This is a genomic window from Gottfriedia luciferensis, assembly GCF_001712755.1.
In the GTDB taxonomy this organism is placed as follows: Bacteria; Bacillota; Bacilli; order Bacillales; family Bacillaceae_G; genus Gottfriedia; species Gottfriedia luciferensis_B.
In genome coordinates this window covers 1-22,860 of sequence record NZ_MDKC01000037.1, presented here as the reverse complement: position 1 = coordinate 22,860, position 22,860 = coordinate 1, and the positions used below count along the sequence as shown (strand labels likewise).

15 protein-coding genes are annotated in these 22,860 nt (G+C 32.3%); 6 read left to right on the top strand and 9 right to left on the bottom strand.

What is annotated here, in order from left to right; all coding sequences use genetic code 11:
* Positions 1–17: 17 nt before the first annotated feature.
* From BED47_RS21880 to BED47_RS21865, 4 genes are all read right to left on the bottom strand, one after another.
* The gene (locus tag BED47_RS21880) at positions 18–1,328 is read right to left on the bottom strand and encodes a UDP-glucose dehydrogenase family protein (RefSeq protein ID WP_069035448.1); all 1,311 of its coding nucleotides are present in this window, start codon (positions 1,326–1,328) and stop codon (positions 18–20) included.
* A 1-nt stretch (position 1,329) separates the two neighbouring features.
* The gene (galU, locus tag BED47_RS21875) at positions 1,330–2,241 is read right to left on the bottom strand and encodes a UTP--glucose-1-phosphate uridylyltransferase GalU (RefSeq protein WP_069035447.1); all 912 of its coding nucleotides are present in this window, start codon (positions 2,239–2,241) and stop codon (positions 1,330–1,332) included.
* Between the two features lie 691 nt (positions 2,242–2,932).
* Positions 2,933–4,627, bottom strand: coding sequence for a glycosyltransferase family 4 protein (locus BED47_RS21870; protein ID WP_084007039.1), 1,695 nt, complete (start codon positions 4,625–4,627; stop codon positions 2,933–2,935).
* Positions 4,624–5,721 carry a CotS family spore coat protein gene (locus tag BED47_RS21865; protein WP_069035446.1) on the bottom strand — a complete coding sequence of 366 codons (1,098 nt, stop codon included), beginning with the start codon at positions 5,719–5,721 and terminating at the stop codon, positions 4,624–4,626. The genes BED47_RS21870 and BED47_RS21865 overlap by 4 nt, the downstream gene beginning before the upstream one ends.
* Before the next feature lie 295 nt (positions 5,722–6,016).
* Between BED47_RS21865 and BED47_RS21860 the strand changes: the two genes are divergently transcribed.
* Complete coding sequence (locus BED47_RS21860) at positions 6,017–6,991, top strand: NAD-dependent epimerase (RefSeq protein ID WP_069035445.1); 975 nt, start codon at positions 6,017–6,019, stop codon at positions 6,989–6,991.
* Positions 6,992–7,138: 147 nt separating this feature from the next.
* Here BED47_RS21860 and BED47_RS21855 read toward each other — a convergent pair whose 3' ends face one another.
* Complete coding sequence (locus tag BED47_RS21855; RefSeq protein WP_069035444.1) at positions 7,139–8,419, bottom strand: helix-turn-helix domain-containing protein; 1,281 nt, start codon at positions 8,417–8,419, stop codon at positions 7,139–7,141.
* Positions 8,420–8,720: 301 nt separating this feature from the next.
* On the opposite strand from BED47_RS21855, the gene BED47_RS24470 reads away from it, so the two are divergent.
* From BED47_RS24470 to BED47_RS21840, 4 genes are read left to right on the top strand one after another with little or no spacing between them, the layout of a single operon-like run.
* Positions 8,721–8,846, top strand: a complete 126-nt coding sequence (locus tag BED47_RS24470; RefSeq protein WP_091021959.1) for a hypothetical protein — start codon at positions 8,721–8,723, stop codon at positions 8,844–8,846.
* Between the two features lie 5 nt (positions 8,847–8,851).
* Positions 8,852–10,414, top strand: a complete 1,563-nt coding sequence (locus BED47_RS21850; RefSeq protein WP_069035443.1) for a spore germination protein — start codon at positions 8,852–8,854, stop codon at positions 10,412–10,414.
* A gap of 25 nt (positions 10,415–10,439) precedes the next feature.
* Positions 10,440–11,543 carry a GerAB/ArcD/ProY family transporter gene (locus tag BED47_RS21845; protein WP_069035442.1) on the top strand — a complete coding sequence of 368 codons (1,104 nt, stop codon included), beginning with the start codon at positions 10,440–10,442 and terminating at the stop codon, positions 11,541–11,543.
* Positions 11,530–12,693, top strand: a complete 1,164-nt coding sequence (locus tag BED47_RS21840) for a Ger(x)C family spore germination protein (RefSeq protein ID WP_069035441.1) — start codon at positions 11,530–11,532, stop codon at positions 12,691–12,693. The genes BED47_RS21845 and BED47_RS21840 overlap by 14 nt, the downstream gene beginning before the upstream one ends.
* A 59-nt stretch (positions 12,694–12,752) precedes the next feature.
* On the opposite strand, the gene BED47_RS21835 is transcribed toward BED47_RS21840, so the two are convergent.
* From BED47_RS21835 to BED47_RS21815, 4 genes are all read right to left on the bottom strand, one after another.
* Complete coding sequence (locus BED47_RS21835; protein ID WP_069035440.1) at positions 12,753–13,784, bottom strand: CotS family spore coat protein; 1,032 nt, start codon at positions 13,782–13,784, stop codon at positions 12,753–12,755.
* A 525-nt stretch (positions 13,785–14,309) separates the two neighbouring features.
* Complete coding sequence (locus BED47_RS21825; RefSeq protein WP_069035438.1) at positions 14,310–15,407, bottom strand: GerAB/ArcD/ProY family transporter; 1,098 nt, start codon at positions 15,405–15,407, stop codon at positions 14,310–14,312.
* Between the two features lie 9 nt (positions 15,408–15,416).
* Positions 15,417–16,610, bottom strand: a complete 1,194-nt coding sequence (locus BED47_RS21820) for a Ger(x)C family spore germination protein (RefSeq protein ID WP_069035437.1) — start codon at positions 16,608–16,610, stop codon at positions 15,417–15,419.
* A complete protein-coding gene (locus BED47_RS21815; protein ID WP_069035436.1) occupies positions 16,600–18,165 on the bottom strand; it encodes a spore germination protein in 1,566 nt (521 codons plus the stop codon). The genes BED47_RS21820 and BED47_RS21815 overlap by 11 nt, the downstream gene beginning before the upstream one ends.
* A 343-nt stretch (positions 18,166–18,508) precedes the next feature.
* On the opposite strand from BED47_RS21815, the gene BED47_RS21810 reads away from it, so the two are divergent.
* On the top strand, positions 18,509–22,639 hold the full coding sequence (locus BED47_RS21810) for a S8 family serine peptidase (RefSeq protein ID WP_069035435.1): 4,131 nt from the start codon (positions 18,509–18,511) through the stop codon (positions 22,637–22,639).
* Positions 22,640–22,860 lie beyond the last annotated feature (221 nt).

Here is a 22,860-nt window from a genome sequence, read left to right as displayed (position 1 = left end):
GAAGTCGTTTTTCATTTTTATTGAATTATGGACGGTTTACCAACTGGGTAATATTCTATTTTCTCACAATCTCTTATTTTTTCTTCCCTCAGACAGTTTCTTCCGTCAAAAATGATTGGATTCTTCATTTTCTTTAGTATGCTAGGTAAGTCAAGTTCTCTAAATTCTCTCCACTCAGTAACAATAAAAATTGCATCTGTATCCGTTACACATTCATTTATTGAATGAGCGTACGTTAAATTGTTTCCTAGTATTTTTTTTGCGTTGTCAATTGCAACAGGGTCATACGCAATGACTTCTGCTCCTAATTCTGTTAAAGAATTTATGATATTGATAGAAGGTGCTTCTCTCATATCGTCTGTATCTGGTTTAAACGATAATCCTAGACATGCAATCTTCTTCCCTTTTAATATACCAAATCGTTCAATTGCTTTCTTTACCAGTAATTCACGTTGATAATTATTAATAGAAATAGTTTCCTTTAGAAAACCAAATTCAACCCCATTTATCCCGGCTGTATGCAATAATGCTTTAACATCCTTTGGGAAACAAGAGCCGCCATAACCTATTCCAGCATATAAAAATGCTTCACCAATTCGTTTATCTTTCCCCATTCCTTTAGCTACATCTTCTACATTTGCACCGAGTGCTTCACATAGATTAGCAATTTCATTGATATAACTTATTTTGCTAGCTAAAAATGCATTGGATGCATATTTAATCATTTCTGCACTACGAATGCTAGTAATTAAAATCGGTACATTTAATGGTTTATACATTTCTTCAACAATTCTGGCAGACTCTTGATTATTGCTACCGATAATGATTCGATCTGCTTCCATCGTATCTTTAATTGCCGAACCTTGTCTTAGAAACTCTGGATTTGAAACAACGTCAACCACAATATCTTTACTACAATTTTGTTGAATAATTTCCTTTACTACTTCATTTGTTCCAACTGGAACAGTACTTTTTATCGCAATAATTACGTCTTGTTTAATATTTTTTGCGATATCAATCGCTGCACCCTCAAGATAGGATAAATTTGCGGCCCCATCTTCTCTTTGAGGGGTACCTACTGCAACGATAATAACCTTAGCATCTTCTAACCCCTTATCGTATGAAGTTGTAAATGATAATCTTCCTAACTTAATATTATTAATTATTAACTCTTCAATTCCTGGTTCATAAATTGGAGAAATACCTGCACACAAATTCTTTATTTTAAGTTCATTTATATCAATACAAGTTACTGAGTGACCAATCTCTGCTAAACAGACTCCTGTTGTTAAACCGACATAGCCCGTACCTAATATAGAAATTTTCAAGTCAATCCACTTCCTGATTCTTCATATTTAGAGCATGATCAGATATGACCTCATTTAAGAAAGCGATTACCTCATCTTTTATATCTTCTCTATTAATCGCAAAATCAATTGTAGCCATTATAAATCCGATTTTATGTCCGATATCATATCGTTTACCTTCGAAATTATATGCTAAGACAAATTGATTTTTATTTAATTCATTAATCGCATCTGTTAATTGTAATTCACAGCCTTGTCCCACAGAAATTGTTGCTAAAATGTCAAAAATCTCTGGAGTAAGGATGTAACGTCCCATAATTGCATAATTTGATGGGGCATCTTTCAATTTTGGTTTTTCTACTAGACACTCAACCTGAAATAGATTTGTGTTTGTATCGTAAGTACTTTCTTTTTGTTTGATAACACCATATTTACTTACTTCTTCATCAGGAACATTCTGAACAGCAATAACCGGGGCATTATATTTCTCGTAAACATTAATAATTTGCTGTAAGCAAGGTGTTGTAGACATAACGATGTCATCTCCTAACAAAACAGCAAATGGTTCATCTCCTATAAAACTCTTAGCACATAATATTGCGTCTCCTAATCCTTTCGGTTCCTTTTGACGCACATAAAAGATTTTCACCATATTGGATATTTTCTGCATTTCTTCCAAAACAGTTAGCTTGTTTTTTCGAGATAATGATTCTTCTAATTCATATGATTTATCAAAATGATCCTCGATTGCTCGCTTGCCTCTACCACTAATAATAATGATTTCTTCAATTCCAGAAGCAACAGCTTCTTCAACGATATATTGAATAGTTGGCTTATCAACTATAGGTAACATTTCTTTTGGCAACGCTTTTGTTGCTGGCAAAAAACGTGTCCCGAGACCAGCAGCGGGAATAATAGCCTTGCGGATTTTCATTTGACTTGCCTCCAAACATTTGTTCATTCTACTTTATATGTAAATGAAGGAGGTCTTGTCACCATATATACCTATTATGTTTAGAAAGTTTATGTCTTAAAAACTAGAGTTTTTTCGCCTATAAATTTATTTTCAAGACATTAAACCAACCTATTAAAAGATAGTGTTTATAGGTATTCTTGCAAAAAAATAAATTTATTTAAGAGACTTTTATTGTTACTTGAATCCATGTTTTACATATGCGATTTGAAGATTAATTGCCTCGGCATGGGCAATCATTGGGCTAATTTAAACGTTATTTAAGAGAGATTATTCATCCTCGCTATTGCCATTCCTTTCACCTAGATTGGCGTTAATCAATCGATTTAAGTCTTAGATAAACCAAATTTGCTGTTCATGATAATTAACCTTTATTACGCTATTTTTAGCGTTAATTTGGCCATTTTTGTCGTTCCAGGAGTGTTGTTTGTTGTCATTCATTGCATCAGTTTTGGCGTTAATTTAGCCATTTTAACTTTAATTGAGCGGTGTTCGTAACTTGATCAGCAGCGTTCACTTGTCCATAAGTTGCTCTATTTGGAACACGGTCATCAATAAATAATTTTCAAACTAAAAAAGGCTACCTCAAAAGTCTTTAAACTTATGAGACAGCCTCTTTCTATTTAGACAAATTCCTCAAAAAAATGATCTTTTAACGATTTCTGTTTCTATGCATTTCAATGACGCTAGGAATTTTCTTCAATCTAAAAGGTTCTGAATTAGTATTAGATAGATTGTTAACCCTATTTTCTACTCTACTTACTTCATTTGCATATGGTCTTTGGTTTAAGTTTAGGTTTGAATTTGAGGTTGCATTATTTACGCCCTGATCAGTTACTCTTCTAATCCTTAATCTTGGATTCGTATTAGTTGAAAATTCTTCCGTTACTTTTGCGACTACTTTTTCTTTAGGAACTGATTTTGCTTTCTCAACTAGGATTGCTAGCAATTCTTCAAGAGTTTTGATTTCGGACTGAGTTACTGGTTTTGGTACTTCTACTATTGGTTCAGTAGTTTTTTCTATTTCAATAGTTGGTTCTATTTCTACAGTTGGTTCGATTATTTCAATGATTTCTGCCGTCGGTTGTTCGTTTAATTCAGATACGTTGTCATTAGCTAAATTCAACTGTGTATTTTGTACTGCAGTTTTAAACAATGTTTGAGGTTCATATTGTTCTAATTGTTCTGATGAAATAGATGAGGCATATTCAGTTTGGCTCCATGTAGATAGAATTTCATTTGCTACACGACTCCATAAATACTTAGTAACGGCAAGTTCTCTACCTTTTATTCCCATATTCTTCATTAGCGTTTTATTTGATAATATTTCTGTAATTTTGGTAGCGAATTCATCCGGATCAACTGGATTTTCTACGATTAATCCATTTTCACCTGGAATAATGACTTCAGGATTTCCACCACGAGCAGTTGTTACAATTGGAAGTCCAGCTGCCATAGCTTCATAGTGAACCCTTGCAAGAGGCTCTTGCCATAATGAAGTACAGACAAATAAATCTGCTACTGCAAACCAGTTGTGGATTTCAAAAGGTGATACAAAACCTGTTGTAATAATCGGTACATCTTGTTTTTTTGCGATAGCACGAATATAAGCAACATAATCTGTTACATTGTTTTGACTAAACCAATTGCTTCCTACGATGACTAAAGCTAAATCTTTGAAGGTTTTTGAAAGTGTTGGCAATGCTCTAATTAGACGATCTACGCCTTTGTTTTCTGAAAGTCTTCCTGCAAATAAAATAACTGTTTTATTTTCTAAACCATACTCTTTTCTAAGTGTGTTTCTCGTACTAATCATTTTAGGATCATTACCAGGTAAGAAACGGTCAGAATCAACACCTGAGTAGATCGTTCTAATTTTATTTGCACTTTGAGGATAAAGTTCACGAATTACATTTCCTACATAATCACTTACTGTAACGATACTTGAAACTTCTTCTAATACTAAATTCGCTTCATCAACAGCAATTTTCCCAATATTAAACATGTCATTATGCATACTTAACGTAATCTTTGAATTTGGTGCTACTTTTCTAATCGGAAGAACAAGACGTGGTCTGTTAAAAATGTGGATTAAATCAAATTGATTTCCTTTAATGTATTCAACTACACCTTCACGATATAGTTCTAATACTTTCCCTGGTACACGTACATAATTTACACCGTCAATTGTTTCTTCATCTGGTAATGTTGGATCATTAACGCCTAGTACTGTTATATCGTGTACTTTACTTAAATAAGGTAAACTTCCTGCAATATAAGTTTGAATCGCACCACCTAAAACTGGAGGCACTGGTAGGTTTTCTGTACATACCATTAATATTTTCATTCTTTTCCACTCCAGTCGTTGCGAACTTCATTCAATGTTGCCCATTTTGACTGCTCTAAGTCAACAATTGATTGAATTAATTGTTTAGTAGTTTCACCTAAAAATAATTCTGGTTCATAAAGTACTTCTTTAATATTCTTATAAAATTCATTTGGCATTGAAAAATCAATCATTAATACATCATATAATTCTTTAGAAATTGGATTAGCTTCGTGATATGCGTTAATCATTTCCCTTACCCATGTAGCATCCCAAGCGAATAAATCAGACATTGTACCAGATATTAGTTTTCTAAGGTCACGAATTGGCAAATCATATGCAACTCCATCTAGATCAATGATCCACATTCCATTTGGACCCATTTGACCATTCGACCATCCGTAATCTTGGTGAACTAAGCCCCAGCTCGCATTTCCTTCATTCACCATATTAAAGTAACCTGAATTATTGAGGTCTTCCATACTCTTTCTTGCTTGTTCTTGAAATATATCTACCACATTTAATAAATCCTGACTAGCAGGCATTTCTTCATAAGCTAAGGCAATTGTTCTGAACCAATTCATTTTGTTATATACTTTTTCATAGCTTTTTGGCCATTTGTGCAATCTTGATGCAATTTCTGCTTGGATCGGTGGTACATAACCTTTACTTAATCGATGAAACTCACCAAGAGCATAACATAACTGCTTAGCACCTTCTAAATCTTTAGAAACTGGTGCCAGCTCTTCAATCCATTCTGCAACGAACCATAGCTTTCCACCTGCTTCTACATACTCCTCGCCATCTCTAGTTCGAACGATGCTTGGAACTCTAGCCTGCTGAACCTCAACTAAATACTTCTGAGCTCCTAAACTAAACATACTTCTAGTAGGTCTTCTGTGTAAAAGCTTAAAACTTTTTGGACCTTCGTTTGTTTCAATTTTCCAAATTGCTCCGCCTTTGTCAGCTTTCGTCGTTATTACTTGCATGCTATTTACTTGAAGATCATAAAACTTAAGTACTTCAAGCCCAATTTTTTCAATATATTCTGGCACATAGAATTCATCATGAATAAGCTCATCGACAATCCATGGCTCAATAATTATATTATTCAATTTCTCCCTCCTACTTTTTTAGAGCCCATAAAAAAATTCACATTTCTTTTTAATGAAATGTAATAAATAGTTGCATATTTACTTTTATTGCCCTAAGTGTATTTAGACCTAATGTAATCATATGATTTTGTCCAAGTATTGTGAGGGTATATGTGTATTCTATTAAAAAAGTATTTTCCCTAATCTAGTTATATACATATTTCTATATGTATTCGAACTTTGTCGTTTTCTCCATCATATGATATTCCAACTCTTGTTAGATAAGGAGGTTTTTAACATTAAAAAAACTGATACTATGCGCATCTTAATTACTGGATGTGCCGGATTTATTGGATTTCATCTAAGCAGACGCCTATTAGAACAAGGTTTTCAAGTCATTGGAATTGATAATATAAATGACTACTATGACAGACGTCTAAAATTTGATAGATTGGAAATTTTAAAGAAATATGAACATTTCAGTTTCATTAATGGCTCAATACATGAAATGGAGATTCTAGAAGAGCTATTTGTAAAATATAATTTCGATCTAGTCATTAATCTAGCAGCACAGGCTGGAGTGAGATATAGCTTAGAAAATCCAGGGTCATACATCCAATCAAACCTTGTAGGTTTTGCTAATATTTTAGAGTGTTGTAAAAATCATCAAATTAAACACCTCATATACGCTTCTTCTAGCTCTGTTTATGGGAATAATAAAAAATCTCCCTCTTCAATTGATGATCGAGTTGACCAACCAATTAGTTTATATGCAGCCACAAAAAAAGCAAATGAATTAATGGCACATTCTTATAGTCATACGTTTAATCTACCTACGACTGGATTGCGTTTTTTTACGGTCTATGGACCATGGGGTAGACCTGATATGGCATTATATAAATTTGCTAATGCAATCACTAACGGACAACCAATAGACGTTTATAATTATGGAAATATGAAACGAGATTTTACTTATATTGATGATGTAGTTGAATCAATTGTAAGAATCATTAAAAATGGGCCACCAAAAGAATCCTCCTCTTACTATAAACTTTATAATATTGGTAACCATAGCCCAGTGAAATTAAATTATTTTATCGAAGTTTTAGAAAAGCAACTTGGTATAAAAGCAACTATTCGGTTATTGCCGATGATTTCAGGAGAAGTACTTGAAACATATGCAGATATTGATCAACTCGTAAATGATATTCAATATAGTCCAACTACTTCAATCGAAGACGGTATAGCTAAATTTGTTGAATGGTTTAAGGAATATAAGAAGATAAATTAACTCCCTATTTAAATATGGTCTAGAAATGAAAATAACCACAAGGATTTAATTTCCCTTGTGGTTTATTTGTAACTTTTTGTACTGGTTAGTGGAGTCACCTCAATCAGAAGATGAAGCGATCTTTTTTCGGTCAGTCTAATAGACTGGTTAAGTGCTCATTGCATACAAATTACTCGCCTGATTCTTATCATCACTTAACATTTGAATATAATCCTCATTTAATTGATCTGTTAAATGATCTCGATAGTGCCAAATTGATAATAAACATAGTTTAAATTTTTCAATTATACCTACGTTTTTAACTTTTCTAGCTACATTTATTAAATCATTTAAGCCTTCAATATATTGCTTATTTTCACATTTTAAAATTGACTGTGCATAGCAAAAGTCCAAATACATTTGTTGTTTATACATATTTGAACTATTGGCCATTTCATTAATTACTTTTTCATGATGATTGATTAAAGTTGAAGCATCTTCTAATCTCCCTAACTTTACATAGGATTCAATAATTCTCGGAATGCCTACATATAAATCATCTCGATCTTTAATCCAATCGTAGTATTCATCAGCATAATGTAGTTCACCAAAGTCTAGTAATGTAACATAACGATTACCGATTGCAGCCTCAGCAAAAAAATCATTTATCTTACCATACTTTTTTATTATTTCAAGCACTTCATCTAAAGAATTACTTAACCTATTCAAAGCAAAGCCTTGATATACTAATGCATAGCCATAATGTTTTTCATTTTTCGCCATTTTTTCTAATCGCTTAGCATAATGAAGAACTTTGTCCCATTGTTTTAACATATAGTAGGTTGCCGTAATCCATAAAATCGTTAATTCCTGAAAATCATCTGGCATATAGCTCACATATTCTAGAACATGAACAAGAGTTGCTGGTCCTTCCTCTGTTAGCCTATTTAAATAGTACTTTCTAAAATAACTAATAGCAACTTCCTCTGCTGTTTGATCTGGCATGTGATCTATAATGATTTCATATAAAGGCAAAGCCTCTTTTTCTTTCCCTTCAGCAAATAACTTTTCAGCTATTTCATATAAATTTTGTAAATTTTTTGTACGAATTGTCTTAGATTTCTCCTCTAACATTTCAGAAATAATAAAGTCTAACTCTTTATCAAATCCATTTATTGCACATTTATAAATAAACGCTACACTTCTTCGTTTATCTAAATATCGATTCTGATTAAAGCATAGTTGTGTATAGCTTGAGTAAAAATACCCTTCTGGTAAACCGAACGCTTCTGTAATTGCATCTAAATAATGCAAAGAAAGAGGCTTTTTATTATTAAATACTCTACTAATATCACTAATATGGATTCCAGAATATTTAGCCAAATCAGCTTTATTCCAATTTTTATCATTCATAAATGTAAGAAAATCATATAGAAGTATCTGATTCATAAGCTTTCCTCTCCATACTCGGTAAGATCTTTTATTTCAACGATTCCTCCATTTTATCTAGATGAAAAATGGAAAATCAGGTAAAATCACACGTAATCTACTAGGTTTATTATACTATTTTGTCATTTTTTTAAAATAGGAAATATTCAATTTTTTATTAAAATTGATTAATTATTTAAATTCTGTTTCTTTATCAATTGTTTTTAGTTCAGTATGTATAATACTTTTCCTATCCTTTACGCATTCTTTTCCTATAGTGGGAAATAATACCTTTATCATTTTAAATATTGGGGTGTATTAAATGTTCAAGAAAATTATTTCATTTATTCCGGAGTATCCGATTTTCATACAAGCTTTTGTTACCTTTATCGTTCCTGTAGGATTATCAAAATTTTTCAAATGGGTTCATATTATGGAGAAAGAGTGATTTAAATGAAGCGTTGGAGATCCAATAAAATCTCAGAAAATATGGCATCTCTAAATAATGAATCTCAAAATAGTAATGAAATCTTATCCAGTGATCTCCAAGTAAATTTGGATTGGATTTTTAATGAAATTGGACATAATTCTGATGTTAAATTTAGAGAATTTTTATTAGGTGAAACAGATATTCAAGTAGCAATTATTTTTATTGATGGCTTATCTAATGCAGAATTAATTCAAAAGCATATATTGGGCGAATTAATGACGGGACTTACTGCCATTGCCACCAATTATAAAAATAATGGGCAATCTTTAAATCTAAAAGAAATTAAAAAATGTATTAAAGAGAAATCACTCACTGTTTGTACAATTGAAGAAGTCACTACTTTTAAAAAATTAAAAACAGATGTTCTATTTGGTTCAATTGGTTTGTTAGTAGATGGTATTTCTGAATGTTTTTTAATCGGCGAAGCACTAACAAAAACTAGAGAAGTAAAGGAACCTGATTCTGAGGCACTTGTTCGTGGACCAAGACTTGGCTTTGTTGAAAGCTTAGCTGATAATACGGCCATGTTAAGGCGTGCTGGAAAAAATCCAGATTTAACAATGCTAGGATTTGAAATTGGTGAAGTTTCAAAAAAACAATTAGTTATAGCATACATCTCAACGATTGCGAATTCTGAGATTATCGAGGAAGTAAAAAAAAGAATAAAAAGAATTGAAATTGATAGCGTTCCAGACTCTGGTTATATAGAACAATTAATAGAAGATGACTATTTAAGTCCTTTTCCTCAGATTCAAAGTACTGAACGTCCTGATCGGGTTATGAGTGCTTTAATGGAAGGTAGAGTAGCCATTATATTGGATGGTTCACCATTTGCACTTATTGCTCCTGTAACTTTTCAGATGTTATTACAATCTCCTGAGGATTATTATGAAAGATGGTTTGCAGCTACTTTAGTTCGATTATTACGCTATCTTTCATGTTTTATTGCTTTATTTGCTCCATCTTTGTACATTGCATTTATTTCGTTTCATCAAGGACTAATTCCGACAAAGCTAGTATTTCATATAGCAGCAACTAGAGGTGGCGTACCATTTCCTCCGTTAATTGAAGCACTTATAATGGAAATCTCGATCGAGGTATTAAGGGAAGCCGGTTTGCGTTTGCCTAAACCAATTGGGCAATCTTTAGGAATTGTTGGAGGGTTAATTATCGGTCAGGCTGCAGTTGAAGCAGGAATTGTCAGTACAATTATGGTTATTGTCGTTGCAGTAACAGCAATTTCCTCATTTACATTACCACAATATAATGTAGGAATTGCACTTCGTATGCTTCGTTTTTTATCGATGCTTTTTGCAAGTGTATTTGGTTTATATGGCGTCATTTTATTTTTCCTATTACTATGTAGTCATTTAGTAACACTAAAAAGTTTTGGGGTCCCTTATCTAAGTCCTGCTGCTCCTATTCGATTTGGTGATTGGAAAGATTTTGTCGTAAGAGCTCCTTTATTTATGTTGAAAAATCGTCCTAAAAGCCTGCAAGCAAAAAAAACAAGAAGGATGAAATAACTTAAGAAAGGAGGAGTTCTAGGTTATGAATTCAGAGCCTATTGATCGAATATCAACAAATCAAACTGTTATGTTTTTTGTAAATTTCATATTTGGTGCAGGTATTTTAATCCTACCGCGAACGATTACTGACAAAGTAAAAACGCCAGACGGTTGGATTGCCGTTATGGTATCTGGTTTGCTTATTACCTTGTTAGTATTTTTATTAGTCATGCTGTGTAAACAATATCCTAACGAAACATATTTTCAATTTACGCAAAAAATAATTGGTAAATGGTTAGCAATCCCATTATGTATCATTATTATCATCTATTATATTTGCATTTCAGCTTTAGAGGTTCGAGTAATGGCAGAAACTACACGTTTATTCTTACTACAAGGTACTCCTTCTTGGGCTATTTTAATTCCGTTCTTGTGGATTGGGTTATATATAGTTCTAGGAGGGATCAACCCAATCGCTAGGATATTGGAAATTATTTTTCCAATCACTGTATTATTTTTTCTATTAGTTATTTTTTTAGGAATAGGCATTATTGAAATAGACAACCTACGTCCAGTTCTTGGAAATGGTTTCAAACCCGTCCTTAATGGACTTAAAACAACTTCCCTTTCATTTTCAGGCTTTGAAGTGATTTTATTTATTTTTATGTTTATGAAGGATAAGTCGAAGGTATCAAAATCAATTATGTTAGGGATCGGTATTCCATTTGTTTTTTATACAATTACTGTCGTTGCTGTAGTCGGAGCATTCTCAGTAAACGGTGTTTTATTACAAACTTGGCCCGTACTCACTTATATTCGCAGCTATGATATTCAGGGGCTATTTGTAGAAAGATTTGACTCATTACTTCTAGTTATTTGGATTATGCAAATTTTTGCTACCTATATCATCGCATTGTATATTTGTGCGCTTGGAATGGTTCAAGTTTTACATAAAAAAAATATGAAACCTTTTCTTTTTGGCACATTACCATTTATTTATATTATTGCAATGATTCCTAAAGATATAAATCAAACTTTTACAATGGCCGATACAATCGGTAATACAGCATTTTATTTATTTGGGATCGTCCCACTTATCCTACTAGTGATTTCATCTGTGAGGAAAAAATTAAATGAGAAAATGTAGGTTAAAACGAATCGTTATATGTTTAATTTCTAATAGTATTCTCCTAATTTTATTATCGGGTTGCTGGAGTAGTAGGCCAATTGAGGACTTAAACATTATCGTAGGTTCTTCGCTAGATAAAGACGGTGAAGGAAAATTAAAATCGACCCTACAATATGTCGTTCCTGAGGCATTGGATACAAAGTCTGGTGGAGATAATGTATCGAAACCATATATAAATGTGATTGGTGAAGGCATATCGTTAGAACCTACAGGATGGGATACTACTTTAAAGAGAAATGGTTACATTTTTGGAGCACATCAAAAATGCATTGTTATTAGTGAAGAACTTGCTAGAGAAATAAACCTCCGAGAGCTTACTGATTTATATTTTCGTGATATCGATATTCGCGGAAGTACGCTAATTTTCATTGCAAAAGGTGAAGCCTCAAAAGTATTAGAAACGAAAGAACCAAATGTCATTCCGTCATTACGAATCGTTGAAATTGCAGACCAATCATTAACTTCAATAATTGTCAGTAAAACACCATTAATAAAAATTGGTGGATTAATGAATTCTGGTTCTAGTTTTCTCCTTCAATTATTAGAAACAACTGATAAAGGTGTTAAGTTTTCTGGCGGTGCAATTTTTAATGGTAAAAAAAATAAAATGATTGGCTCTCTTAATCCACTAGAAGTAGAAGGAGTTAATTGGATCACGGCACAAGGGAAGGGCGGAGCGGTAAAGGCATACACGAAAAAATCAGATGGCCCGACTTGGTTTCAAAATGAATTAATAAAAAGTAAAGTTACACCTCATATAAAAGGTAACAAAATCTCTTTTGACGTAAAAATTGATTCAGAAGGTAGAATAGCAGAGTATTGGAATCCTAAGTTAAGACCTGTATTTGAAGAGAAAAATGTTAAAAGGATTGAAAAAGCAACTGCAGTTGAAGTCACAAAATTAGTAGAAAATGTAACAAAAAAGCTTCAAAATGAATATAAAACAGATGTTGCTGGATTTGGAAACGAAGTAAGAATTCAATACCCAAAACAATGGAAAAAAATGAGTAAGAATTGGGATGAACTATTTAGTAAAGCTAAAATAAACTATGATGTTCACATTACAATCAGAGATTATGGTATGATTGGCAAGAAAAAAAATAAATAAAAAATAAAGCTCGAATCCATAAATGGAATTGAGCTTTATTTTTTATTGAAGTTGAAGTTTTATCGATCATTAAGTACTTCATTTGTTCGGACAAAGAATGAAGAAATCACTCTTTCTTTATTAAATTCAAATGTAATTATTTTTTTCATTTTTAAAACTAAACTAGGATCACCCCATAGTGTATCCTTGTTTTCGTAATGTGCCGAAAATACGTCATAAAATAAATGAGGAAACAATAAATCAGCTTTAAGTCGCTGGTACTGTATACAAGATAACGGATTGATTTCCTGATATGCGATGATTATTTTCTTCATTAACTTTGCATTACAATTTTTTTCTTTCATTGCGATATTTAAAATTCTTCTCATATCATGAATCGGTAATTCGATATTTAAAGAACTCATATTTAAGAAATATAAATTCCCGTCTTCTCCGATTGTAAGATCATCTACATTAAAATTTAGGTAGCATAATGTTTTCGCTTTCTCTTCTACCTCTTCTGCAATATATTTATCAATTATTGCTAAAGCTTTTTCACATTGCATTAAAACTGTGTTTATATTTTTTAAATACAGCTTATCGATTTCATTTTGATGCTTTAACTTAGCTCGTTCTTCTTTCCATTTTGTTAATTTTAAAAATTTATTTTGTAAATCTTTTTTCCAATTTGACTGAATAATTGAAACTTGCTCAGTTGTTAATTCTATGCCTATTGAAGCTTTATGAAAAGAAGCAAGCCCATTCATCAACAGAATAAGATCTTCTTCACTCTCAAAATTTGGTCTTCTCCCATTAACAGCTTCAAATAACATAAAATATTCATCTTTCATCTTTACAAAACCGTCACCTAATTTGGTTGTTAATACTTCTGGTGTAAAGACGCCATTATCTCTAAGATAGTCAATTGCATAAATCATGAATTCAATATATTTTTCATCAATTAAAACTTTCTTTAATAAAACTTCACCGATATTTGTATCAATGGGCCACTCAGCTTTTTTTTCATCAATGTATTTTAAAGATTCATGTTTTACTTCTAAAGGGTAATTTGCAATTACTTTTTTTACTAAATCACTAAAAAAAGCGTCCAAAAATGATACCTCCCAAATAATACTTATCCACTGTTAATCTATGAATATGTACATGTTTAGAGACGGCTAATCTACTAATTAAATTAGGAAGTAAGAATAATAATCTTTTAAGATTACTTTATACAGTTTACTTAATCTCTTTAAATTAAATACAACAAAATTTCTATTAATTTTTTTATTAAAAAAACAAACATGAACCTATTTGCAATTAAAAAAATCCTAAAGAGTAATGAGCTAATACTACACTTTAGGACTTTCCTTTTACTTCTTTATCAGATGAGTAAAACAACCTAAAATTCCTCATAATACTCATTAAAAGGAGTGTTATGCATGAAAGAAATATTGATCTTTGTTTTGTTATCATTTTTTTGTTTCCTGTTCATTTACATACTTACATTATTACAAGGTTTTGATTTACATTATTTAACTTTAGCCCTTTCTTATAATAAAGTAGGTTTTTTAACTCTTGATAAAATAATGGTCGGTTATTTCATTCTCTATTTTTGTTTAACTATGGTTCTTAAACTAAGAAAGGGATAATTTATTTTGAATCTTTAATGTTACAAATAAGATAAGCGGCAATATAATTTGAAACGGTACATGGAGATATTTAGGGACTAATTCAAGTCCTATATAAACATGCTGTGCGTATGAAACAGTTGTAAATATGCTGAAAAATATAATCATAATGCCTATTAAAAATGTAATTAACCAATCATCTTTTAAATTAAATATTTCCATAGTCCCTACTACTGCTCCAAAAAATAAAATTGATATTTTAATAAAACCTAAAATAACAAAAACAATTACCGCTAGAGACTCTAATCTTGTAAAAAAATCACCTATGTTAATTAATGATACGCTTGAAAGTACCGGGAATGTTGAAGCTTTAAAAATAATTTCACCTAAATTTGCAATATGTATAATCGTCGATATTGTTAGAAAGATCCCAGCATAAATCATTGCTAAATAGCTTATTTTGTATGCATTTTTTGGTTGATCATAGTGTTGTAGCAACAATAAAAATATTATTGACTCCCCAAATGGGAATGTTATAGTTGTTGGAAATGTTGATTTTAAAACTGGTTTCCATCCGTATTCAAGGATAGGTTTTAAATGAGAAAAATTTAAAAATCCAGTTAATAATTGAGAAAAGATGAGAATAAAAACGATAATTCCACTTAATAGAAAACAAATCCAAACCGTCCTAGCAAAGCTCGTAAATCCTTTCATTACCGTATAAATCATAAGAAACAACATTAACATTGAAATTGTGAATAAACCTGTATTATCTAATGCAATCGTTAAAATAAGCTCGGCAAAATCTCTCATAACCCTTGATGCAATATAAATACAATAAACAACATATAATATTCCAACTAAGCCGCCTAAATATTTTCCCCATGCTTTTTGTAAGGACTTGATTAATGAGTTAGACGGGTTATTTTTATATATTCCTAAATATAAACTTAATAAGAGTAATCCACCAACAAGGCTAATTAAAATTGCTAGCCAGGCATCCCTTCCAACTTTTTGTGCAGGGTCAACTGCAACAGCACTTCCTATTAAATAAATTGCCAATAAACTAAATAACTGCTCTGAATTAAATCTCATATTTTGCATTATTTCACCTTATTTCTTCTCCATGATAACAGGATCTCCTAGTAATCCACTTCGCTTAATTATGACCGTCGTTTTCACATTTACTTTTGCATTTGCAAAATCTTCTGCCCAATTACTTTTCATCTTTTGCCATTTTTTTGGATTATGTGTATGAATCATATCACCGAATCCAAAGACATCACTCTTATAGTTTTGAGCAGATTTAATACTATGCTCAATTTGGTGCTTAACTACTTTTGCAGCTTGTTTTTCAATCTTTATTAAATCTTGAACGCTTTCAATATTGATTGAACAACCAGTTTCATCAAGTAATGTTAGGAGCGTATTATCAATGTTAATAATCGGGATATTTCCCTTAACTTTCACATCTGATTTTATTTTTTGAGCATGTAACCGAAGAGAGCTATATTTATTAATTCCGCAAGGTATGGCAAAATTCGTTTGTTGAATTTTATCCAATACCATTAAAATTCCTCTTACATCACGTCCAGAAATCCAACCAACTAGTTTACTACCTCGAAATAATGCTAAGTCATCAATTTTAGTTTCGGCTGGTTCCATCGTTTGTAAATTTGATAACGTATTTTTTTCTTTATTTTCGTTAACAATTTCAACTCCACTAATCGCAATCTCTTTCCCTGAATAGGTCAGATCTTCACCTAATTCAAATACATTTGGATTGACACTTTCACCTAATGAAAAATTAACGCTTTGGATTTTTGAAACCATTTCTGCTGATGAAACTTTATTAATAGGTGTCATTGTATTTAAGATCTGTTCGGCTGTTGAATTTTTAGCTACAAGAACAGACATAAAAGCAGAGACTCTTGGTTCCCGAATAATAGCGTCTACTATTTCTTCTATACCATGCTTTGCTGCATTCTCACCTATTACAGTTAATCCAACATGAGTAAAGTCTTTGTTCTTCGTTATTTTTTTTCCTGCTTCTCTAATTGCTTCTGATAATGTTTTCCCAGTACTTGTATAAAGAATGACTGGTGAAGAATTGCCACCACCATTTTGACCTGTAGCTAAATCAGTTGGATTAATGACTTGTAAAGTAACTTTAAAATTAGATTTGTCAGTCCAATCGACACCTAATCCCGTAATAAATGAAATTTTATTTAACTCCATATAATTACTACAGCCTGATAGTAGCAAAAAAACGGATATTATTAACTTTAATTTAAGATTACGATTCATTGTCTTCACCGTTTTTATTTTTTTGTTGTTTTCTCATCCTTGTTGATTCTGGGACAAAATCTTTACTTGAAGTCTTTAAATTTTTCCAAGGTAGACGGATAAAATTATCTTCATTATCTCTAATTGATAATGGGGATACTGGCATTAAATATGGCACTCCAAATGAATCCAGTGTATTTAAATGAACTAGCCAAAATAAAAACATTAATGCAATTCCATACAACCCAGCAATTCCTGCACTTAAAATAAATAAATATCTCAGTAGTCTTGCAGATGCAGCAACACTATAATAAGGAAGAGTAAAACTTGAAATACCAGTAATTGAGACAAAGATAATCATTGCAGTAGATATAATTCCCGCTTGTACAACAGCTTGCCCTATTACAAGTGCACCAACTATTGATACAGTTGATGCAAGAACCCTTGGGCTACGAATACTAGCTTCCCTAATGATTTCAAAAGCAAATTCCATTAGCAATAACTCAACGATCGCAGGAAACGGTACACTTTCTCTTTGAGCTGCAAGACTAACTAATAACGGTGTTGGGATCATCGAACGATGGTGTGTAATTAATGCAAGATATAATGCTGAAACTAATAATGATGTAAAAAATGCTGTAAATCTCAAAAATCTTAAAAAGGTTCCAACAATATATCGTTGATTATAATCATCAGGCGATTGGAAAAACATAGGTAAGGTTGCTGGAAGTACTAGCCCCATTGGACTACCATCTACAATAATTCCAATTCTACCTTCTAATAAATTTGCGGCAATTACATCAGGTCTTTCACTGTCCAAGACAGTTGGAAATGGACTTAAGGGTTTTGATTCAATAAGATATTCTATATTTATTGATTCTAAAACTCCATTAACTTTAGCATTCTTTAGTTTTTCTTTTATAGTATGTAAAATATCTTGATCAACCTTGTCATCAAGATAAGAGATTACTACACTCGTATTCGTAACATCACCAACTTTAATCATTTCCATTTTAAATTGAGCACTTCGAAGTCGGTAACGTAGAAGTGACATATTAGTAGCAATTGATTCAGTAAAACTATCTTTAGGACCACGAATAATCGTTTGTCCAGTTGACTCTGAAACGGAACGAAATTGTCCACTTTTCGTATCAATCAGCAATACTTTTAGTTGATTATCAATAAATATTGCTGTATCTCCATTTAAAACTGCCATCATTATGTTATTCCATTCATTTTCAGTTTTAACTTGTGGAACATCAAACGTATTATCTTTCATTTCATTGAAGAAATTAATTTCGCTTAAATTATCTAATATCATGTTTTTCCATTTATGTAGAATTGGATCAACGATAAATTGACTGATTGTGTCACCATTTGAAATACCTTGAAGATGTACTAGTGCCATTTTTCTTTTTTTGGTTTCTCCAACCTCAAATTCTCTAACGATTAAATCTGCACAATACTGCAATTCATGATTTATATTTTGTAAATTTTTATGTAAATCGGATGATAAAACAACTGGAGCTTTAACTTCCTTTGATTGCCTACTTCTCTTTGGATAACCCAATCGCATATCAATCACCTATCAATTTATTTATTACTATTTAAAATTTGTTAAATGTAGAAAAATTATGCTATTTATTACCATTTTCTAAAAATCATTAAATCATTAACGTGAAAAATCACATACTTCGTTCAATAGGAAACGTTTAAACTCGACAAAATTCATTTTTTTATTATGTTTTCTGGCTTTTTTGAACAATTTTCTTATGAGTTTTGAAAGATTTATATCCTTAATTGAGAAAAACGTTGATTTTATAAGGAATAAATAACCCAATTGACTGGTTATTAAGTTTTCTTAATAATCAGACTATAAGGTTAATTCCTTAACATAAAATTGAAGGGGTGTATTGTATTTGAAAAGCACTTTAGTAATGCCACTCAAGGTTGTATCTACTAGTTTTATTGCAGCTAGTTTGTTATTTTCTAGTCATACTTTTGCATCTGTTAATTCTACTTCTCAAGGTGGCAGATCAAACGTAGAGCAGTATTTAAAAAATTTAACAAAAGAGGATCGAAATCGAGTACATAACGGCGTTGAAACGGCCGATCAAGAAAAGTATTTATCACCTAAGCTTGATACGACGAGTAATAAACCAGTAAGCATCATTGTTCAATTTGCCCAAGACCCTGCTAAAACGGATATTAAGAAAAACGAAGAAAACGGAATTGAAGTCTCATTAGATGAGGCAAAAAATAAAGTAGAAAAATCACATCAAAATTTTAAACAGAAAATTGGACAAGCAAAAAAAGCCGTCTCAACTATGCAAATTCACAAAGAGTACCGCCAAGCTTTTAACGGTGTTGCAATGACTGTACCAGGTAATGAAGTACATACTATTCTTGCGATGGATGAAGTAAAAGCAATATTTGAAGATAAAGTAATCACAATAGATGATCCATCTCCTACAGAGATTCAAGCAAACGAGTCAAGTAGTCACTCTCCCGCAGAAGATAGTACTGAAAATATCGGTGCAACAAAACTTCACGAAGAAGGAATTACTGGAAAAGGTGTTAAAGTTGCTGTAATTGATACTGGGATAGATTATAATCACCCAGATTTAAAAGACGTCTATAAAGGTGGATATGATTTCGTGAATAACGATTCTGATCCAATGGAAACAACATACGACGATTGGAAAAAATCTGGACAACCTGAAATCAATGCGTTAGCTGGATCTACATACTATACTTCCCATGGAACTCATGTATCTGGAACGATTGCGGGGCAAGGTAAAAATAAAACAGATTATGCAGTTACAGGCGTTGCACCTGGAGTTGATCTATATGCATACAAAGTGCTTGGACCATATGGATCAGGATCCTCAAGTAACATCATCGCTGGAATCGATAAAGCAGTAGCAGACGGAATGGATGTTATTAATCTATCTTTAGGTTCAAATTATAACGACCCTCTTGATCCAAATGCAATCGCAATCAATAATGCAGTTTTAGCTGGAACGACTGCTGTTATAGCAGCTGGTAACTCTGGTAGTGATTTGTATTCACTTGGTTCACCTGGTACTTCTCCTCTAGCTTTAACAGTTGGTGCAAGTGATTTTTCAATGACGATCCCTACAGCTACTGGCACAGTTAGTTCAAATGATAATCTTTCCTTATCAAATTTAAAACTACTTGCAAAGAGTTACGATGATGATTTAAATACTCTTAAAAATCAAACTCTACCAATCGTGTTTGTCGGTCTAGGAAATAGCGAAAGTGATTATAGTGGCAAAGATGTAAATGGTAAAATCGCTCTAATTGAGCGTGGAATCCTTAGCTTAAATGAAAAAGTAATGCTAGCAAAGAAACATGGTGCAAAAGCAGTTTTAATGTACAATAATAACCCAACAGAAGGCCAAATTCCTCATTATCTTGGAAACGGATTTGACTTTATCCCTTCATTTACAATGACAAACGAACAAGGATTAAAAGTTGTAGATAAAGTAAATCAAGGTAATGCGACCTTCACTTTAAACTCAATTGGTGAAATGAAAACTAGTGGAGATACATTAGCTGATTTTAGTTCACGTGGTCCTTCAAATAGATTTTATGATATTAAACCAGAAGTTACTGCACCAGGAGTTGCTGTATTTTCAAGTGTACCTGCTTATCAAAACGGACCAAATCATCTGACTGATTATACGAACGCATATATGAGTGCATCTGGAACATCAATGGCTACTCCTCACGTTGCTGGAGCTGCTGCCCTTCTTTTACAAAAACATCCAGAATACAAACCAGAAGATGTAAAAGCAGCTTTAATGAATACAGCCGATAAACTACAAAAAGATTATAGTGTATTTGAAGTAGGTGCAGGAAGAATTGATGTTTATGAAGCAGTTCATTCTGACTTGCATATCAAGGTACTAGATAAAACGATCAGCACAAAAGATGGTCAAGATATAACTATACCAGACGTTACAGGAGCATTAAGCTTCGGACCACAAGTTACTGCAGGTAAGGAAAAAACAGACTCTCGAGTAGTTTCTATTTCAAATACAAGTAACAAAAAGAAAACATTTAATGTTCAAGTTAAGTTTAATCAAAATGTAAAAGGAGCTAAAGATGCTTCAGCTAACAATATTACATTAGATGTTCCAGATACGGTGACACTGAATGCCAATAAAACAATAAAAATCAAACCAACAATTCATATTCCTGATACTGCTGAATTTGGTATCTACGAAGGCTATATTTATATTACAAGCAATAGCAATCCTGATGAAGTTTACCAAATACCGTTTGGTTTCAAGCATTTACAAGAAGGCATTAATTCAATTAATGCTTATGAAGACGCCTTTACAACACGACGTGATTTAAATCATAGTTTCCCATCCGGAACAGCCATTCAATTCTCCCTTAATAGTCCAATGGAAACTGTAGATCTGGTTTTAAAAGATGCGAAAACAGGAAAAGAGCTAGGACTTGTTGATTCATATGAGGGTCTTTTCACTGAAGATAGTATGTTTGAAACTGAATACGGATTTAATGGACTTTATAGTGCATTTACGGGTCATAAGGATCATCCAATTTCATATTCAAAAAGGCTTGCTCCTCCAGGAAAATATGAATTAGAACTAATCGCTACAAACAGAGAAGGTAAAACATTTAAAAAGTCTGATGTATTTTATATTGAAAATACTAACCCAATCGTAAAAATGCAGCAACCAGGTGGAGTTTATGAAATAACTCCAGATGGTATGACTGTAAAAGGTAACATATATGACCAACAAGTAGATATCATGAATCAAAATGGATTTAAATGGGATCAGTCTTCCAACATGGTTAACTTAATTAATAAAACAAAATTCTCATCAACACCTTTAAAAATTGAAAAGAATGGTGACTTTGAATTTAAAACTAATCTATTAGACGGTAAAGATGTAACAAAAATTAGTCTTGACACCTATGACTACGCAGGAAACGGAATGCAGGATCACCCTGATTTCTCATACACACTTGTTAAAAAAGGACTACCATATGCAAAACTAGTCGCAAACAAAAATGATGTGAAATATGGTGAAAATGTAACGCTATCACTAAGTGCAAATAATGTTAAAGATTTAACAGGTGGAGAATTTACATTAACATTCCCTTCAACAGCATACGACGTTGCAAATGTATCATTAAATAAGGATTATGTTTCTTATGCTAAGTCACATGGCTTAAATGCCGATCTTAAAATCATTGAGCAGACCGCAAGTAAAATTACACTTAACACTCAATTATCAGGAGACTCAATTCAGCCAATCCAAACGAACATGCCATTAATCGATATTACTTTTAAAGTAAAAGAAAAACCAAGCACATATATTAAATGGATTCAAACTATTGATCTCACAAAATCTACTGCATTCTCCTTAAATCAAGCACCTACGGCAATTCAAGGCTTTGGTCAAGGAATAAATATCGTACCAACTTACTCTCAACTTGAAGGCGGTATACTTGCAGATGGATTTTTAGATAACTGGGGTATTTGGTTAGACTACAACAAAGATTTTTCTAAAGCTGGCATGAGTTTAAAATTAGTTTCAAAAAACGGAAAGACTTATACTGGAGAATTTAACAGTAGTGCACGATACTTTGTTAAAAATCTTCCAGCTACAAATGAAGATTATGATTTAACAGTTAAAATTCCAGGACATTTCGACCGTCATGTAACAGTTAATGATTTGTATGATGTGACGAAAGGTGATGTTGTTGGTAGACTGTCCTACATTTTATATGCTCCAGTAATGGGTGGAGATGTAAATAACGATGACGTAATCGACCTGTTAGATGCTGATTATATTAAAACATACTGGGGCACTAACAAGCGTGCAGCCGATATTAATTTCGATGGGATTGTTGACGCAAAGGATATGAGTTTTGTTCAAAAGAATTATTTAACACCAAACCCTGATGTCCAAGACGTTCCTAAAGGTAAAACGAAAATTAAAGGTGAAACTTTAACAGACATTTTGAAGGATTTAAACATTCAATAAACAATTTAATAGAATAATAGAAAACGTCGGATCATTGGACCCGACGTTTTTACGCTGTCGAAAAACAACCTTGTCAATTAAATTACCAAATTTTCGTAAAAGGAGTAGAGTGATGTTGATTTCCACTACAGGATGCTCGCTTTCCATGGGGCGAGACCTGAGCCTCCTCGGCAAGCCTGCGGGGTCTCAGCCTTCCCGCTTATCCCATAGGAGTCGAGCAC

Bases quoted from the DNA above. Each gene is read 5' to 3' on its own strand.
- BED47_RS21850 (WP_069035443.1), top strand. From the start codon at position 8,852: ATGAAGCGTTGGAGATCCAATAAAATCTCAGAAAATATGGCATCTCTA.
- BED47_RS21860 (WP_069035445.1), top strand. From the start codon at position 6,017: ATGCGCATCTTAATTACTGGATGTGCCGGATTTATTGGATTTCATCTA.
- BED47_RS21825 (WP_069035438.1), bottom strand. From the start codon at position 15,407: ATGCAAAATATGAGATTTAATTCAGAGCAGTTATTTAGTTTATTGGCA.
- BED47_RS21870 (WP_084007039.1), bottom strand. From the start codon at position 4,627: ATGAAAATATTAATGGTATGTACAGAAAACCTACCAGTGCCTCCAGTT.
- BED47_RS21840 (WP_069035441.1), top strand. From the start codon at position 11,530: ATGAGAAAATGTAGGTTAAAACGAATCGTTATATGTTTAATTTCTAAT.
- BED47_RS21820 (WP_069035437.1), bottom strand. From the start codon at position 16,610: ATGAATCGTAATCTTAAATTAAAGTTAATAATATCCGTTTTTTTGCTA.
- BED47_RS21855 (WP_069035444.1), bottom strand. From the start codon at position 8,419: ATGAATCAGATACTTCTATATGATTTTCTTACATTTATGAATGATAAA.
- BED47_RS24470 (WP_091021959.1), top strand. From the start codon at position 8,721: ATGTTCAAGAAAATTATTTCATTTATTCCGGAGTATCCGATTTTCATA.
- galU (WP_069035447.1), bottom strand. From the start codon at position 2,241: ATGAAAATCCGCAAGGCTATTATTCCCGCTGCTGGTCTCGGGACACGT.
- BED47_RS21815 (WP_069035436.1), bottom strand. From the start codon at position 18,165: ATGCGATTGGGTTATCCAAAGAGAAGTAGGCAATCAAAGGAAGTTAAA.
- BED47_RS21845 (WP_069035442.1), top strand. From the start codon at position 10,440: ATGAATTCAGAGCCTATTGATCGAATATCAACAAATCAAACTGTTATG.